This is a genomic window from Mycobacterium sp. 1245499.0 (assembly GCF_001673615.1).
GTDB classification, from domain to species: Bacteria; Actinomycetota; Actinomycetes; order Mycobacteriales; family Mycobacteriaceae; genus Mycobacterium; species Mycobacterium europaeum_A.
Genome location: NZ_LZMG01000420.1, coordinates 1 through 14850, shown reverse-complemented (window position 1 = coordinate 14850; position 14850 = coordinate 1). Strand labels below are relative to the sequence as shown.

Genomic DNA, 14850 nt, shown 5'->3' with positions numbered 1-14850 from the left:
GCAACTACGAGTACGCCATCAACAACTCGTTCGGCTTCGGCGGACACAACGTGGCCATCGCCTTCGGGCGGTACTGAGCCTCGTTTGGTGGGCGAAGCGGGGGGTAAAGCCCCGACTATGGCCTTCGCCGAGTATCAAAACGAGCTGTACGACCAGTCGCTGCACGGCAATCAGCCGCAGTATCCGATCCGGTTCGAGGAGCTGGAGGAGAAGGCCGCGGCGGCGATGACGCCGAAGGTGCTGGGCTATGTGGCCGGCGGCGCCGGTGATGAGCACACCCAGCGGGCGAACTGCGCGGCCTTCAAGCGGTGGGGCCTGTATCCGCGCATGGGGATCGCCCCGGAGCAGCGCGACATGTCCGTCGAGTTGTTCGGCATCAGGTTCCCCTCGCCCATCTTCATGGCACCCATCGGCGTCATCGGGGTGTGCGACCCCGACGGGCACGGGGACATGCTCTGTGCGCGGGCCTCGGTTCGCACCGGCGTGCCGTTTTTCGTGGGGACCCTGTCGGCCGACCCGATGGAAAGCCTCGCCGCCGAGCTCGGTGACACCCCGGCGTTCTTCCAGCTGTACACGCCACCCAACCGCAAGATGGCCGCCAGCCTGGTGCACCGGGCCGAGGCGGCCGGCTTCAAGGGCATCGCCGTCACGCTGGACACCTGGGTCACCGGCTGGCGACCCCGCGACCTGAGCGGCGGGAACTACCCGCAGGTGCCCAGCGGGTGCCTGTCCAACTACACCAGCGACCCGGTTTTTCGCGCCAACCTGAGCCGGGGTGAAGACGCCACCGAGGCGGCGGTGCGCAAGCTGCCGATCTTCGGCGGCCCGTTCCGGTGGGCGGACCTCGAGTGGCTGCGGGCCGAGACCAGCCTGCCGCTGATGGTCAAGGGCATTTGCCATCCCGACGACGTGCGCCGCGCCAAAGACATTGGCGTGGACGGCATTTACTGCTCCAATCACGGCGGGCGGCAAGCCAACGGCGGGCTGCCCTGCCTGGATTGCCTGCCGGAGGTGGTCGAGGCTGCCGACGGGATGCCGGTGCTGTTCGACTCCGGGGTGCGTGGTGGCGCCGACATCATCAAGGCGCTCGCCCTGGGGGCGACCGCCGTGGGGATCGGTCGCCCGTACGCCTACGGGCTGGCGGTCGGTGGTGTCGACGGCATCGTGCACGTCCTGCGCTCGCTGCTGGCCGAAGCGGACCTGATCATGGCCGTCGACGGGTATCCCTCGCTCAAGGACCTCACCCCCGACGCGTTGCGGCGCGTCGAATACGCTCAATAACAACGCTATTCGTAACTCCCCTCCACATACCAGCGCCGCTGGCGATAGCACAGCAGCAGCGCACGCTCGCTCTCCAGCAACACCTGGGCGCGGGCGGTGCGGCCCTTGGCCAGGTCGGGATCCCACCACCGCTCGTCGACCGGCCAGGGCCCGGACCACCAGCACAGCCGCTCGTCCCGGCCATGGGCGACGATGCGCGCCGGGTCGGCGGAGAACAACCCCCGGATGGTCACCCGTACCGGATTCCCTTGGGCGTCAAGCAGTTCCACCGGGTCGTCCAGCAGCACCGCCGGCGACGGCTCGGGCAGCCGGCCGGGCCACGGCAGATCGGGATCGGCCCGCGGCACCGGCTCGTCGCCGAGCGGGATCAGCGTGATGCGCTCGGCCGGGCCGCGCCCGCCGGACAGCACCGGCACTCGCACCGCCTCCGGACCGAGCAGGCCCTGCACCCGCACCAGCGCCCGGCGGGCCCGCAGCCTGTCCTCCTCGCCCAGGCCGCCCCAGAGCGGCAACTGCAACGCCTCGGCCGAGACCACCTCCACCGCGGCCAGCCGCAACAGCGTCACCGCGGCGGTGGGACGGGGACTCCGCGCGGTGCGGCTGCTCAACCACCCGTCAAGCTGCCAGCGCACCCGATCGGCGGTGGCGTCCTCGGTCAACGGCTCGGCGCATCGCCACACCCGGTGCAGTTCTTCGCCGTTGGCGGTGACGGCGTGGATGGCCAGCCGGGTGCATCCCACCCCGGCGTCCATCAGCGCCTGATGCAGCTTGCCGGCCAGCGACCGCCCGGCGAACGCCGCGGCGTCGGCCCGGTCGATCGGCGGATCGCAGTCCAGCACGGCCTCGAGGTCGGCGGGCGGCTCCCGCCCGGAGGGCGGCCGTTCGGGCTCGCCGCAGGCCAACCGGTGCGCGGTCACCCCGTCGGCGCCGAACCTGGAGGCCACGTCGCTGCGCGACAGCGCGGCGAACTGCCCGATGGTGCGAATCCCCATCCGCCACAACAGGTCCGTCAGTTCTTCGCGGCCGGCACCGGACAGGCTCGGTTCGGTGGCGAGTTGGCGGATGGACAGCACCGACAAAAATTTCGCGTCGCCTCCCGGCTCGACGATCCGGCCCGCCCGGGCCGCGAAGACCGCGGTGGACAACCGGTCGGCGATCCCGGCCTGACACTCGGCGCCGGCGGCGGCCACCGCATCGATCAGGCGTTCGGCGGCGGTGGCCTCGGACCGGAAATAGCGGGCCGCTCCGCGCACCGGCAACGCCAGGAGGCCGGGCCGCAGCACCTCGGCGCGGGGCACCAGGTCGTCCACCGCCGCAATCACCGCTTCGAAGAAGCGGGCGTCGCGGTCCGCGTCGGCGGCGGTGACGTGCAGTTGCGGGCACCGCGCCGCCGCCTCCCGGCGCCGCAGCCCCCGGCGCACCCCCGCGGCACGGGCGGCCGACGAGCAGGCGATCACCCGGTTGGCCAGCGTGACCGCGATCGGGGCGGTCGCGGACAGACCCGCGGCCGTCGCCGCCGCGACCGCCGGCCAATCCATGCACCAGATCGCCAAAACCCTTGAACCAGAAGGGGTTACCACCGTACTTACCCGGCTCGCGCTGGAGTCGTCACCCGTCGTCCCGCGCACGTCCCGCTGACCTGCAGCCGCACCCCGCCGATCCGGCCGAATCCGGGACGGCCCTCGGCGGTGATCTCATACCCACAGACCCGGGCGGCCAGGCGCGTCGGGGCCCCCTGCCAATCGCCGCCGGTGACCAGCAGGGTGCAGCCCTTGTTACGGGCGCGGGCCACCACCGCCCGCGCCCGGGTCGGCGGCACCCGGCGCCCGCCCAGCCCCAGGACCACCAGGTCCATGCCGTCGACGAGCACCGCGGCCACCTCCACCGGATCGGTGCCGGGATCCGGTATCACCGCGAGCCGGCTCAGATCCGCCCCCATCTCCGCGGCGGCCAGCAACCCGATGTCCGGCTGGCCCACGATTGCGGCGTTGCCACCGGCCGCCGTGACGGCGGCCACCACGCTCAGCAACAGCGACCGGGCACCCGAGAGCACCGCGACCGTTCCCCGCGGCACCGGCGCGGGCAGCAGGTCGGCCAGCCACGGCGGGAGGGCCAGCTGGGACTCCGAGTCGGGCAGCAGATCGTCAGCGGGCACCGTGGCGGCCCCGGCCTTCTTCCCGGCGATGCTCGCCATCCGCCGGCGCAACGATTCCAGCTGCTCAGCGCGGGTTTCCTGGCGGCGGCTGGAGGCAAAAGCCGCGGTCATGACAGCCTCCTAGCACCACGTTCGGGAAAAGTATTCGAATGCATGTTCGATACATTTCGAAGTAAACACCTGCCCTCCGACAACCGTCAAGCGACGCAAGGGGCAGCGTTATGCGATCGATACTGGTGTGGCTGATGGGTGGCATGTGGCCGCATTTTCGCGGCCGGGCCTACTCCCATTCGATGGTGCCGGGTGGTTTGCTGGTGATGTCCAGCACCACGCGGTTGACCTCGGCCACCTCGTTGGTGATCCGGGTCGAGATGCGCTCGAGCACCTCGTAGGGCACCCGGGTCCAGTCGGCGGTCATGGCGTCCTCACTGGACACCGGGCGCAGCACGATCGGGTGTCCGTAGGTGCGGCCATCGCCCTGCACGCCGACCGAGCGCACCTCGCCGAGCAGCACCACCGGACACTGCCAGATCAGGGTGTCCAGGCCGGCAGCGGTGAGTTCCTCGCGGGCGATCGAGTCCGCACGCCGCAGCGTGTCCAACCGGGCAGCGGTGACCTCGCCGACGATCCGGATCCCCAAACCCGGTCCCGGAAAGGGTTGGCGCGCAACAATATCCTCCGGCAGGCCCAACTCGCGGCCGACCGCGCGGACCTCGTCCTTGAACAGCAGCCGCAGCGGCTCGACGAGCGTGAACTTCAGGTCGTCGGGCAGGCCGCCGACGTTGTGGTGGCTCTTGATGTTCGCGGTCCCGCTGCCACCGCCCGATTCCACCACGTCCGGATACAGCGTGCCCTGCACCAGGAAATCGACGTGAGAATCCCCGTCCCCCACGATGTCTCGCACCGCACTCTCGAAGGCCCGGATGAACTGGCGTCCGATGATCTTGCGTTTGCCTTCGGGATTGGTCACGCCCGCCAGTGCGGAGAGAAAGGTGTCGGCCGCGTCGACGGTGACCAGGTTGGCCCCGGTGGCGGCGACGAAGTCGCGCTGCACCTGCGCCCGCTCGCCGGCGCGCAGCAGCCCGTGGTCGACGAAGACACAGGTCAACCGGTCACCGATGGCACGCTGCACCAGCGCGGCGGCCACCGCGGAATCCACCCCGCCCGACAGCCCGCAGATCGCCCGGCCGTCGCCGATCTGGGCGCGCACCTGCTCGATCAGCACCTCGGCGATGTTGGCGGCCGTCCAGTCCGCGCCCAGACCGGCGAAGTCGTGCAGGAATCGGCTGAGCACCTGCTGGCCGTGCGGGCTGTGCATGACCTCCGGGTGGTACTGCACACCGGCCAGGCGTCGGGCCCGGTTTTCGAAGCCGGCCACCGAAGCGCCGGAGCTGCTGGCCACCACCTCGAACCCGTCCGGCGCGGCCGTGACCGCGTCACCGTGGCTCATCCACACCGGCTGCACACTCGGTAATCCCGAATGCAGTTCGCCGCCAAGGACTTTCAGTTCGGTGCGACCGTATTCGCTGGTGCCGGTGTGGGCGACGGTCCCGCCCAGCGCCTGCGCCATCGCCTGAAACCCATAACAGATGCCGAACACCGGCACCCCGAGATCGAACAGCGCCGGGTCGATCTGGGGCGCGCCGTCGGCGTAGACACTGGACGGCCCGCCGGAGAGCACCAGCGCCAGCGGGTCGCGGGCCTTGATGTCCTCGACCGTCGCGGTGTGCGGGATGACCTCGGAGAAGACCCGCGCCTCGCGGACGCGACGGGCGATCAACTGCGCGTACTGCGCGCCGAAGTCCACGACCAGCACCGGTCGGGCCGGCGCTCCGGACACCTCGGAGATCTCGAGTTCAGGGCTTTCAGTGGGGTCGGCCACGCACGCGAGTCTAGTGGCTGCCGGCGTCGCCGCCGCCCGACAGGCCTACAGCGCAAACGCGGTGCGGACGGCGCCGACGGCATCCGCGTCGCCGTGGAACTCGATTCGCCGCCGCGCCGCGGTGCGCTGGGCTTCGTCGGTGCCCAGCCGGGCGGCCACCAGGTCCGACGCAGTCGCCGTGATCGTCACCGCGGGCTCACCGCGGACACCCGCCAGGCGTCCCTGCGTCACCGCGAATTCGAAACGGCGGCCGTCGATCTCGACCCGGCAGGTGGTCTCCACACCGGCGGCCCGGCCCGACTGAAAGCCCAGCAGGATTCCGGCCAGGAACCCGTTGAGCGGCGACACCGGCCCGTCGCCGATCGGGTCCAGGTGGTCCAGCCCGAACCACGCGATGCTCTGTAGCACCGGCAGCACACGCTGCCAGCCCAGGTCGCTGAGGCTGTAGACGGTGCGACCGATCGGCGCCGGCAGGTCGGCGCGATCGACCAGCCCGGCATGTGTGAGCTCCTTGAGCCGCTCGGCGAGCAGATTCGTTGCGATGCCGGGCAGTTCGGCCCGCAGGTCACCGTAGCGGCGGGCGCCGCCGACCAGCTCGCGCAGGATCAGCAGGGTCCACCGCTCACCGAGGACGTCGAGCCCCCGGGCGATCGGGCAGTTCTGGTTGTAGTTCCTGCGGGACGCCACCATGCCACCCTACCTGGGGTTAGACATCTTTTTCAAGTTTGTACTTGATTTGTTTGTCCGACAGATTTACTGTCTTGTTCATGCGCACCGACCCAGCGTTTCGCAACCACCCCATCGCCGCGCTCGCCGTCATCTGCCTGGGTGTCTTCGTCATCAGCGTCGACGCCACCATCGTCAACGTCGCGCTGCCCACGCTGGCGCGCGAACTCGGCGCCGACACCGCACAGCTGCAATGGATCGTCGACGCCTACACGCTGGTGATGTCCGGGCTGTTGCTCTCGGCGGGCAGCCTGTCCGACCGCTACGGCAGGCGGGGCTGGCTGAATTCCGGGCTGGCGCTGTTCGCCGTCACATCCGCGGTTGCCGCACAGACCAATTCGGCCGAGGCGTTGATCGCCGCGCGGGCAGCCATGGGGGTGGGCGCCGCGGTGATCTTCCCGACCACGCTGGGACTGATCACCAACATCTTCACCGACCCGGTGCCGCGCGCCAAGGCGATTGGACTGTGGGCGGCCATGGTCGGTGTCGGGGTGGCCGTCGGCCCGATCAGCGGCGGCTGGCTGCTCGAACACTTCTGGTGGGGCTCGATTTTCATGGTGAACATTCCGATTGCCGCGCTGGCCATCGTCGGTGGCGCGCTGTTCGTCCCGACCTCGCGCGACCCGGCGGCGCCGCGGGTCGACATCGGTGGCCTCATCCTGTCCGCGATCGGGGTCACGACGCTGGTCTACACGGTCATCGAGGCGCCCACGTGGGGGTGGACCGACGGCCGGACGGCGGCCGGATTCGCCGTCGCCGCAGCCATTCTCGTCGCGTTCGCGCGCTGGGAACGGCGCAGCACCCACCCGATGCTCGACGTCTCGGTGTTCCTCAACCGCCGGTTCTCCGGCGGCAGCCTGGCGGTGACCGCGGGGTTTCTCACCCTGTTCGGTTTCATCTTCGTCATCACCCAGTACTTCCAATTCATCAAGGACTACACGGCGTTTCAGGCCGGTGTGCGCCTGCTGCCGGTCGCCGCCTCGATCGCGCTGGCCAGCATCGTCGGGCCCCGGCTGGTCGAACGCGTCGGCACCACCGCCGTCGTCGCCGCCGGCCTGGCCGTGTTCGCCGCCGGGCTGGCCTGGGCGTCCACCGTCGACGCCGCCACGCCGTACCTCCAGATCGCCACGCAGATGCTGCTGCTCGGCGGGGGCCTGGGCCTGACCTTCTCGCCGGCCACCGAGGCGATCATGGGATCGCTGTCCGTCGACAAGGCCGGTGTGGGATCGGCCGTCAACGACACCACCCGTGAGCTCGGCGGCACGCTCGGAGTCGCCATCGCCGGCAGCATCTTCGCGTCCGTGTACTCCGGGCACCTCAACGCGGCCACCCTGACCGGGCTGCCCGCCGACGCGATGCGCCACTCAATGGCCCTGGCGCACACGGTGATCCAGCGATTGCCCGCACACCAAGCGGGGCAGGTGCGCGCCGCCGTGGATCGCGCGTTCCTGGACGGGCTGCAGGTCAGCTCGCTGGTCTGCGCGGGCATCGCGCTGGGCGCGGCGATCGTCGTCGGCTGGCTCCTCCCGGCCAGGCAACCGGCGCCTCAACAGGAAAGGACACTCCGATGAACGGTCGAGTATTGGTCACCGGCGCCACCGGAAAGATCGGCGGCGCGGTCGCCGCACAGCTGCTGGAAAGGGGCGTCCGAACCAGGGCCATGGTGCATCGTGACGATGCGCGCAGCGCCCGGCTGCGGGAGATGGGCGCCGAGGTCGTCATCGCCGATATGTTTGACATCCAACAGGTTATGGGTGCCATCGCCGGGATCGACCGGCTCTATTTCAACCCTCCCTATCATCCGCACGCCCTCGACAGCGCGGTTGCCTTCGCCGTGGCCGCCCGACGCTCAGGCGTGGAAGCGGTGGTGGCGCTTGGCCAATGGCTGGCCAGCCCGGAGCATCCGTCGCTGATGACGAGGCAGGCCTGGTTGACCGACAAGCTGTTCGAGTTGCTGCCCGACACGGCGCATGTGGCCGTCGATCCGGGTTACTTCGCCGACAACTACCTGCAGCTGGTCCCCGTGGCCGCCCAGCTCGGGGTGTTGCCGACACCGACCGGGGTGGGCCGAAACGCGCCGCCCTCCAACGAAGACATCGCGCGGGTCGCCGTCGGCGCGCTGCTCGACCCCCACCGTCACGACGGCCGCGCCTACCGGCCCACCGGACCGACGCTGCTCTCGGGGGCCGAGATCGCCGATGCGGTCGGTGCAGCGTTGGGCAGGCGGGTGCGTCACATCGACGTTCCGCCGTGGATGTTCATGCGCGCCGTGCGCGTCAACGCCAAACGGCTCGGCGCCGATGGGTTCTTCCAGTCCAGCTTGCGTCACTACCTTCCCGAGCACGGCCAGGGAACCTGGGAGGTGGGCGCGCCGACCACACACGTCCGCGATGTCGCCGGCGTCGAGCCCGAGGACTTCCTCACCATCGCGCGCCGCTATGTCACCGGACCGGAATCCCGCCGTACCGCAGGCAATTTCATGCGGCAGCTGGGCAACTTCATGTTGACCGCGATCACACCGATGCGCCGGCTGGACAAGTTCGACCGGACCCAACAACACCCGCAGCCCGGCCAGTCGCAGCGCGTGCTCGGTGTGGTGGTCGTAGAGCCGGCCCTGCAGGAGGAGGCGCTGCACCTCCGCGTCGGCGTGGCCCAAGACGTAGGTGGTGCCTTGTGGTGCCGTACTCATCGTGTTCCGATCCTTTCTCCAGCGGCGTTCAGGGCAACGGGATTCCGGTGCGCGACGCCGCGCTCACTGCGCCATACCGGGGACTGGCCGGAAAGCCGTGGGTGGCCGGGCTGCGGCCGGGCATGCGCGTGCTCGACATCGGGTCCGGACCCGGCGACGTGTCGTTCGTCGCCGCCCGGCTGGTCGGTCCGACCGGGACCGTCCTCGGCGTCGACGCCGCGGCCGCGATGGTCGAGCTCGCCCGCGCCCGCGCTCTCGAACAGGGCTGGCGCACAGTGCGTTTCACCCAGGCCGCGGTCGACACCATCGTGCCGGACGAACCGGTGGACGCGGTCATCGGCCGGTTGATCCTGATGCACCTGCCGGACCCGGCCGCCACGTTGCGGCGCCTCAGCTCCTTCGTACGCCCCGGCGGCGTTGTCGCGTTCTCGGAGAACGACATCACCGGTGCGCACGGCGTTCCGGACACGCCGCTGTTCCGGCGCGTGACGGGCGGAATCGTTCGCGCCTTCGAGGACATGGGGCTCAGCCCGCGATTCGGCACCACGCTGCACACGATCTTCGCCGACGCCGGCCTCAGCACTCCGCGGCTGACCCTCGGCACGCCGATCGGCACCGCCGCCGACACGGACATCCTGGCCTACCTCGCGGAAGTCTGGCGGCTGGTGTCCCCCATTGCCGAACAGGGAGGCTTCGCCATCGACGAACTCGCCGACATCGACGAGTTCGTGCCGCGATTCCGTCAGGAGGCGCAGGCGGTCAACGCCCTCATCGCGATGCCTCCCATCATTACCGCGTGGGCTCAGGTGCAGAAATGAACGACACCATCGCGGCCCAGTACTCGACCGGCCTGTCGCGGGCAAACATCAAACGGGCGCTGATCGACGCCGGGAAGGACCTCGACGGCCTTCGACCCGCCGACCTGGCCCTGCTGGAGGACTTCCACACCATGGGCCGCATCGCCACCGCGCAGCTGGTGGACCTTACGCAGATCTCCAGCGCGAGCGCGGTGCTCGACGCCGGTAGCGGGATCGGTGGCACGGCCCGCTACCTCGCCGACCGCTATGGCTGCCGGGTCACCGCCGTTGACCTCACCGAGGAGTACTGCGAGACGAACGACTGGCTCAACCGGCTCGTCGGTCTCGACCGCCTCATCGCGGTTCGCCAGGCGGACGTCACCGAACTCCCCTTCGCCGACGACACTTTCGACGTCGCGATCAGCCAGCACGTCCAGATGAACGTGGCCGACAAGGCGCGGCTCTACGCCGAGGCGCGCCGCGTCCTCACTCCCGGTGGCCGGCTTGCGCTGTGGGACTTGACCATCGGCGACGGCCGCGCACTCGACTTCCCGTTGCCCTGGACCGACACCGCCGCCAACAGCCACCTGGTGGCCCCCGGCGAGCTGCGCACCCTGGTCACCTCCGCGGGATTGGCGGTGCAGCACTGGAACGACCTCACCGAGACCGCGAGCTCGCTCATGCAGGCGCTGCTGGCCCAGCCGCCCCAGCCGCTGGGCCTGCACGCCTTCGTCCCCGACTTCGACCGCAAGGCCGAAAACCTCACCCGGGCGCTGGCCGATGGGCGCCTGCGCGCGATCCAGGGCGTGGCAGTGGCAAAAGACCGCTGATCCCTGGCGACACGCATGGCGGGCATGGTGAAGTGGGTATCGCTTAAGCCAGTCGCCCGAGACCAGAGAGCGAGGTCCGCCGTTGAGTTCAGCGCTGGGTCTGCCGGAGGAGGTGCGTGCCTGTCTGTTCGACCTCGACGGAGTGCTCACCGACACCGCCAGTGTGCACACCAAGGCCTGGAAGGCCATGTTCGACGCCTACCTGTCCGACCGGGCCAAGCGCACCGGCGACGAATTCGTCCCCTTCGACGCGGGCGCGGACTACCGCGAATACGTGGACGGCAAGAAGCGCGAGGACGGCGTCCGGTCCTTTTTGGAAAGCCGCGACATCCAGCTGCCCGACGGCAGCCCCGACGACCCCGACGACGCCGAGACGATCTACGGCCTGGGCAACCGCAAGAACGACATGTTCCAGAAGGTCCTCAAGGAGGACGGCGTCAAGGTGTTCGATGGATCCCGCCGCTACCTAGAGGCGGTGTCGGCCGCGGGCCTGGCAATCGCGGTGGTGTCGTCGAGCGCCAACACCCGCGACGTCCTCGAGGTCACCGGCCTGGACCGGTTCGTGCAAAAGCGGGTGGACGGCGTCACCCTGCGCGAGGAACACATCGCCGGCAAGCCGGCCCCCGACTCTTACCTGCGCGGGGCGCAGCTGCTCGACGTCGACGCCGCAGCGGCGGCGGTGTTCGAAGACGCGTTGTCCGGCGTGGCGGCCGGCCGGGCCGGTAACTTCGGATTCGTGGTGGGCGTCGACCGAGTGGGCCAGGCCGAGGAACTGCGCCGCAACGGCGCCGACGTGGTGGTCACCGACCTCGCCGAGCTGCTGGGCTCATGATCACCGACGAATCGTTCCCCGTTGACCCCTGGCACGTGCGCGAGACCCAGCTCGACCTGAATCTGCTGGCCCAGTCAGAATCGCTGTTCACCCTGTCCAACGGGCACATCGGGCTGCGCGGCAACCTCGACGAGGGCGAGCCCTACGGCCTGCCGGGCACCTATCTGAACTCCTTCTACGAGATCCGGCCGCTGCCCTACGCCGAGGCCGGTTACGGCTACCCCGAAGCCGGCCAGACGCTGGTCGACGTCACCAACGGCAAGATCATCCGGCTGCTGGTCGAGGACGAGCCGTTCGACGTCCGCTACGGCGAAGTCCTATGTCACGAACGGGATCTGGACCTTCGCGCCGGAACGCTGACCCGCAGCGCGCACTGGCGCTCGCCGGCGGGCAAAGAGGTCAAGGTGGTCTCCACCCGGCTGGTGTCACTGGCCCAGCGCGGCGTCGCCGCCATCGAGTACTGCGTCGAGGCGATCGGTGAGTTCGTTCGGGTGACGGTGCAGTCGGAGCTGGTCACCAACGAGGACCAGCCGGAGACCTCCGGCGACCCCCGGGTGTCGGCCATCCTGGAGACCCCGCTCGAAGCGGTCGCGCACGAATACACCGACACTGGAGCGGTTCTCATGCACCGCACGCGCAGCAGCGCGCTGATGATGGCCGCCGGCATGGATCACGAGGTCGACGTTGAAGGGCGCGTCGAGGTCACCACCGACGCGCGCGCCGACCTGGCCCGCACCACCGTGATCTGCGGGCTGCGCAAGGGACAGAGGCTGCGCGTCGTCAAGTACCTGGCGTACGGATGGTCGAGCATGCGCTCGCGCCCGGCGCTGCGCGACCAGGTCGCCGCCGCGCTGCACAGCGCCCGCTACACCAGCTGGCAGGGACTGTTGGATGCGCAGCGCGAGTATCTGGACAACTTCTGGGACTGCGCCGACGTCGAGGTCGAGGGCGACCCCGAATCCCAGCAGGCCGTGCGATTTGGGCTGTTCCACCTGCTGCAGGCCAGCGCCCGCGCCGAACGCCGCGCGATCGCCGCCAAGGGGCTCACCGGAACCGGCTATGACGGCCACGCCTTCTGGGACACCGAGGGGTACGTGCTGCCGGTGCTCAGCTACACCGCGCCACACACCGTGGCCGACGCGCTGCGCTGGCGCGCCTCGACCCTGGATCTGGCCAAGGAGCGGGCGGCCGAACTGGGCTTGGAGGGCGCCGCGTTCCCCTGGCGGACCATCCGCGGGCAGGAGTGTTCGGCCTACTGGCCGGCCGGCACGGCGGCCTGGCACATCAACGCCGACATCGCGATGGCCTTCGAGCGCTACCGCATCGTCACCGGCGACGACGACCTGGAGGCCGATTGCGGGCTGGAGGTGCTGGTCGAGACCGCCCGGCTGTGGCTCTCGCTCGGCCACCACGACCGGCACGGCGTCTGGCACCTCGACGGCGTCACCGGCCCCGACGAGTACACGGCGATCGTGCGCGACAACGTCTTCACCAACCTGATGGCCGCGCACAATCTGCGCGTCGCCGCCGACGCCTGCAACCGCCACCCCGATGTGGCCAAGGCGCTGGGGGTCACCAACGAGGAGATGGCGGCGTGGCGCGATGCGGCCGGCGCCGCCAACATTCCGTACGACGAGGGGCTGGGAGTCCATCAGCAGTGTGAAGGATTCACCACCCTCGCGGAGTGGGACTTCAAGGAGAACCACGCCTACCCGTTGCTGCTGCACGACCCGTACGTGCGCCTGTACCCCGCGCAGGTGATCAAGCAGGCCGACTTGGTCCTGGCGATGCACTGGCAGAGCCACGCGTTCACGCCCGAGCAGAAGGCGCGCAACGTCGACTATTACGAGCCGCGCATGGTCCGCGACTCGTCACTGTCGGCGTGCACGCAGGCGGTGATGTGCGCCGAGGTGGGGCACCTCGAGCTCGCGCACGACTACGCTTACGAGGCCGCCCTGATCGACCTGCGCGATCTGCACCACAACACCCGCGACGGTCTGCACATGGCCTCATTGGCCGGCGCCTGGACGGCGCTGGTGTCCGGCTTCGGCGGCCTACGCGACGACGAGGGCGTTTTGTCGCTGGATCCTCAACTGCCCGATGGCATTTCGCGGCTACGGTTCCGGCTGCGCTGGCGCGACTTCCGGGTCACGGTCGACGTCAACCACGCCGAGGTCACCTACACGCTGCGCGACGGGCCCGGCGGCGAGCTGACCATCCGGCACGCCGGCGAGGACCTCGAGCTGAGCACCGAATCCGCGACGACGGTCGCGGTGCATCCCCGCAAGCCGCTACTGCCGCCGCCGCAGCAGCCCGCCGGCCGCGAACCGCTGCACCGGCGATCCCTGATCGCGGAATCGGTGCAGGCTCACTGAGCATCGGCGGGCGCGAGGATGCGTTGCACCTCCGCGCCGGCCGCTGCGCGTATCTCGGCATCCGTCAGCTCCTCAATCCCGGTGGCGGACCGCAGGATCGGGGCGAACAGGCGCCAACCGAACTGCAGCGCAAGGGCATTGGCGACCGCGAGCCGGGCCTTGACGTCGTCATCGTAGAGCGGCCGCACCCCGTCGAGCAGCGTCGCGATGTTGGGAAAGCGCTTCTGTAGCTGGCCGGCCGGATAGCCGTCCAGCACGGTGCGCGCCATCACCCGCATCTGGCGATCAAGGGAACTCTCCAGCACGGCCGCGGGCGCATCGGTGCCCAGCAGGGCGCTCAGGTTGGCGCCCAGGTGATCGAGCACGGCGCCGACCAATTGCTCCTTGGTGCCGAAGTGGCGGAACACCAGTCCGTGGTTGACGTTGGAGCGCGCGGCGATGTCGCGGATGGACGTCGCGGCCGGACCGCGCTCGGCGAACAGGTCGGTGGCGGCTTCCAGAATCGCCGCGGCCACCTCCGCGCGCCCGGTGGGCACCTTCCCGCGGCCGGTTGCGGAAGTTGTAGTCATCTGACTACACTACCAAATGTAGTCGATTGACTACACCCGTTTTGACTCAAGGAACACGAAATGACAGGTCAGATAACCGTCACCAAGCTGGGCAGTCGCATCGGCGCCCGGGTGGACGGGGTTCGCCTCGGCGGCGACCTCGACCAGGACGCGGTCGAGACGATCCGCCGGGCGCTGTTGACCCACAAGGTGATCTTCTTCCGTCACCAGCACCACCTCGACGACTCCGAGCAGCTCGCGTTCGCCGGTCTGCTGGGCACGCCGATCGGCCACCCGGCCGCGTCGGCCCTGGCCGCCAAGCACCTCCCGGTGATCACCCCGATCGACTCGGAGTACGGCAAGGCGAACCGCTGGCACACCGACGTGACGTTCGCCGCCAACTACCCCTCGGCGTCGATCCTGCGTGCGGTCACGCTGCCGGCCTACGGGGGCTCGACGCTGTGGGCCTCGACCGTGGCGGCCTACCAGCACCTGCCCGAACCGCTCAAATGCCTGGTGGAAAACCTCTGGGCGTTGCACACCAACCGGTACGACTACGTGAGCGTCGAAGCGATGAGCGAGGAGCAGCGGGCGTTTCGGCAGGCTTTCGAAAAGCCCGACTTCCGCACCGAGCATCCGGTGGTGCGGGTGCACCCCGAGACCGGCGAACGCACCCTGGTGGCCGGTGACTTCGTGCGCGGCTTCGTCGGCCTGGACAGCCACGAGTCAACCGCC

The 14850-nt window shown here is 69.7% G+C and carries 13 protein-coding genes and 1 pseudogene; 9 read left to right on the top strand and 5 right to left on the bottom strand.

All coding sequences use genetic code 11. The features are described 5' to 3' along the window. The coding region (locus tag A5646_RS30200; RefSeq protein ID WP_231122602.1) for a hypothetical protein at window positions 1-77 on the top strand (77 nt) is incomplete at its 5' end. 40 nt (window positions 78-117) lie between these two features. Continuing rightward, the gene (locus tag A5646_RS26200; RefSeq protein WP_067025352.1) at window positions 118-1281 is read left to right on the top strand and encodes an alpha-hydroxy-acid oxidizing protein; all 1164 of its coding nucleotides are present in this window, start codon (window positions 118-120) and stop codon (window positions 1279-1281) included. A 5-nt stretch (window positions 1282-1286) separates the two neighbouring features. On the opposite strand, the gene A5646_RS26195 is transcribed toward A5646_RS26200, so the two are convergent. The 4 genes from A5646_RS26195 to A5646_RS26180 form a co-directional block, all read right to left on the bottom strand. Next, window positions 1287-2819, bottom strand: a complete 1533-nt coding sequence (locus A5646_RS26195; protein WP_067025348.1) for a DNA polymerase Y family protein — start codon at window positions 2817-2819, stop codon at window positions 1287-1289. Window positions 2820-2866: 47 nt separating this feature from the next. Continuing rightward, on the bottom strand, window positions 2867-3547 hold the full coding sequence (locus tag A5646_RS26190) for a hypothetical protein (protein ID WP_066866894.1): 681 nt from the start codon (window positions 3545-3547) through the stop codon (window positions 2867-2869). Window positions 3548-3716: 169 nt separating this feature from the next. Beyond that, window positions 3717-5285 (bottom strand): glutamine-hydrolyzing GMP synthase, encoded by a 1569-nt coding sequence (guaA, locus tag A5646_RS26185; RefSeq protein ID WP_369807000.1) that lies wholly within the window; start codon window positions 5283-5285, stop codon window positions 3717-3719. Window positions 5286-5363: 78 nt separating this feature from the next. Further along, window positions 5364-6008 carry a helix-turn-helix domain-containing protein gene (locus tag A5646_RS26180; protein WP_067025345.1) on the bottom strand — a complete coding sequence of 215 codons (645 nt, stop codon included), beginning with the start codon at window positions 6006-6008 and terminating at the stop codon, window positions 5364-5366. Window positions 6009-6085: 77 nt separating this feature from the next. Between A5646_RS26180 and A5646_RS26175 the strand changes: the two genes are divergently transcribed. The 6 genes and pseudogenes from A5646_RS26175 (at window position 6086) to A5646_RS26150 (ending at window position 13567) form a co-directional block, all read left to right on the top strand. Further along, on the top strand, window positions 6086-7615 hold the full coding sequence (locus tag A5646_RS26175; RefSeq protein WP_067025342.1) for an MFS transporter: 1530 nt from the start codon (window positions 6086-6088) through the stop codon (window positions 7613-7615). After that, a pseudogene (locus A5646_RS30195) lies at window positions 7612-7986 on the top strand (NAD(P)H-binding protein); the annotation flags it as partial. The gene A5646_RS26175 and the pseudogene A5646_RS30195, both read left to right, overlap by 4 nt. Then, window positions 7926-9551, top strand: coding sequence for a methyltransferase domain-containing protein (locus A5646_RS30520; RefSeq protein WP_369806998.1), 1626 nt, complete (start codon window positions 7926-7928; stop codon window positions 9549-9551). The pseudogene A5646_RS30195 and the gene A5646_RS30520, both read left to right, overlap by 61 nt. Next, complete coding sequence (locus A5646_RS26160) at window positions 9548-10360, top strand: class I SAM-dependent methyltransferase (protein WP_066866883.1); 813 nt, start codon at window positions 9548-9550, stop codon at window positions 10358-10360. The genes A5646_RS30520 and A5646_RS26160 overlap by 4 nt, the downstream gene beginning before the upstream one ends. Window positions 10361-10442: 82 nt before the next feature. Then, the gene (locus A5646_RS26155; RefSeq protein WP_066866881.1) at window positions 10443-11192 is read left to right on the top strand and encodes a beta-phosphoglucomutase family hydrolase; all 750 of its coding nucleotides are present in this window, start codon (window positions 10443-10445) and stop codon (window positions 11190-11192) included. Next, a complete protein-coding gene (locus A5646_RS26150) occupies window positions 11189-13567 on the top strand; it encodes a glycoside hydrolase family 65 protein (protein ID WP_066866879.1) in 2379 nt (792 codons plus the stop codon). The genes A5646_RS26155 and A5646_RS26150 overlap by 4 nt, the downstream gene beginning before the upstream one ends. Here A5646_RS26150 and A5646_RS26145 read toward each other — a convergent pair. Next, window positions 13561-14136: a TetR/AcrR family transcriptional regulator gene (locus A5646_RS26145; protein ID WP_066866877.1), complete on the bottom strand. Its 576-nt coding sequence runs from the start codon at window positions 14134-14136 to the stop codon at window positions 13561-13563. The genes A5646_RS26150 and A5646_RS26145 overlap by 7 nt on opposite strands. Before the next feature lie 60 nt (window positions 14137-14196). Here A5646_RS26145 and A5646_RS26140 point away from each other — a divergent pair. Continuing rightward, on the top strand, window positions 14197-14850 hold a 654-nt coding region (locus A5646_RS26140; protein ID WP_066877413.1), incomplete at its 3' end, for a TauD/TfdA family dioxygenase.

What these genes read in the sequence shown, in the direction of transcription:
- A5646_RS26200 (WP_067025352.1), top strand. Translation starts at nt 118, where the DNA reads ATGGCCTTCGCCGAGTATCAAAACGAGCTGTACGACCAGTCGCTGCAC.
- A5646_RS26195 (WP_067025348.1), bottom strand. Translation starts at nt 2,819, where the DNA reads ATGGATTGGCCGGCGGTCGCGGCGGCGACGGCCGCGGGTCTGTCCGCG.
- A5646_RS26190 (WP_066866894.1), bottom strand. Translation starts at nt 3,547, where the DNA reads ATGACCGCGGCTTTTGCCTCCAGCCGCCGCCAGGAAACCCGCGCTGAG.
- A5646_RS26180 (WP_067025345.1), bottom strand. Translation starts at nt 6,008, where the DNA reads ATGGTGGCGTCCCGCAGGAACTACAACCAGAACTGCCCGATCGCCCGG.
- A5646_RS26175 (WP_067025342.1), top strand. Translation starts at nt 6,086, where the DNA reads ATGCGCACCGACCCAGCGTTTCGCAACCACCCCATCGCCGCGCTCGCC.
- A5646_RS30520 (WP_369806998.1), top strand. Translation starts at nt 7,926, where the DNA reads ATGGCTGGCCAGCCCGGAGCATCCGTCGCTGATGACGAGGCAGGCCTG.
- A5646_RS26160 (WP_066866883.1), top strand. Translation starts at nt 9,548, where the DNA reads ATGAACGACACCATCGCGGCCCAGTACTCGACCGGCCTGTCGCGGGCA.
- A5646_RS26150 (WP_066866879.1), top strand. Translation starts at nt 11,189, where the DNA reads ATGATCACCGACGAATCGTTCCCCGTTGACCCCTGGCACGTGCGCGAG.
- A5646_RS26145 (WP_066866877.1), bottom strand. Translation starts at nt 14,136, where the DNA reads ATGACTACAACTTCCGCAACCGGCCGCGGGAAGGTGCCCACCGGGCGC.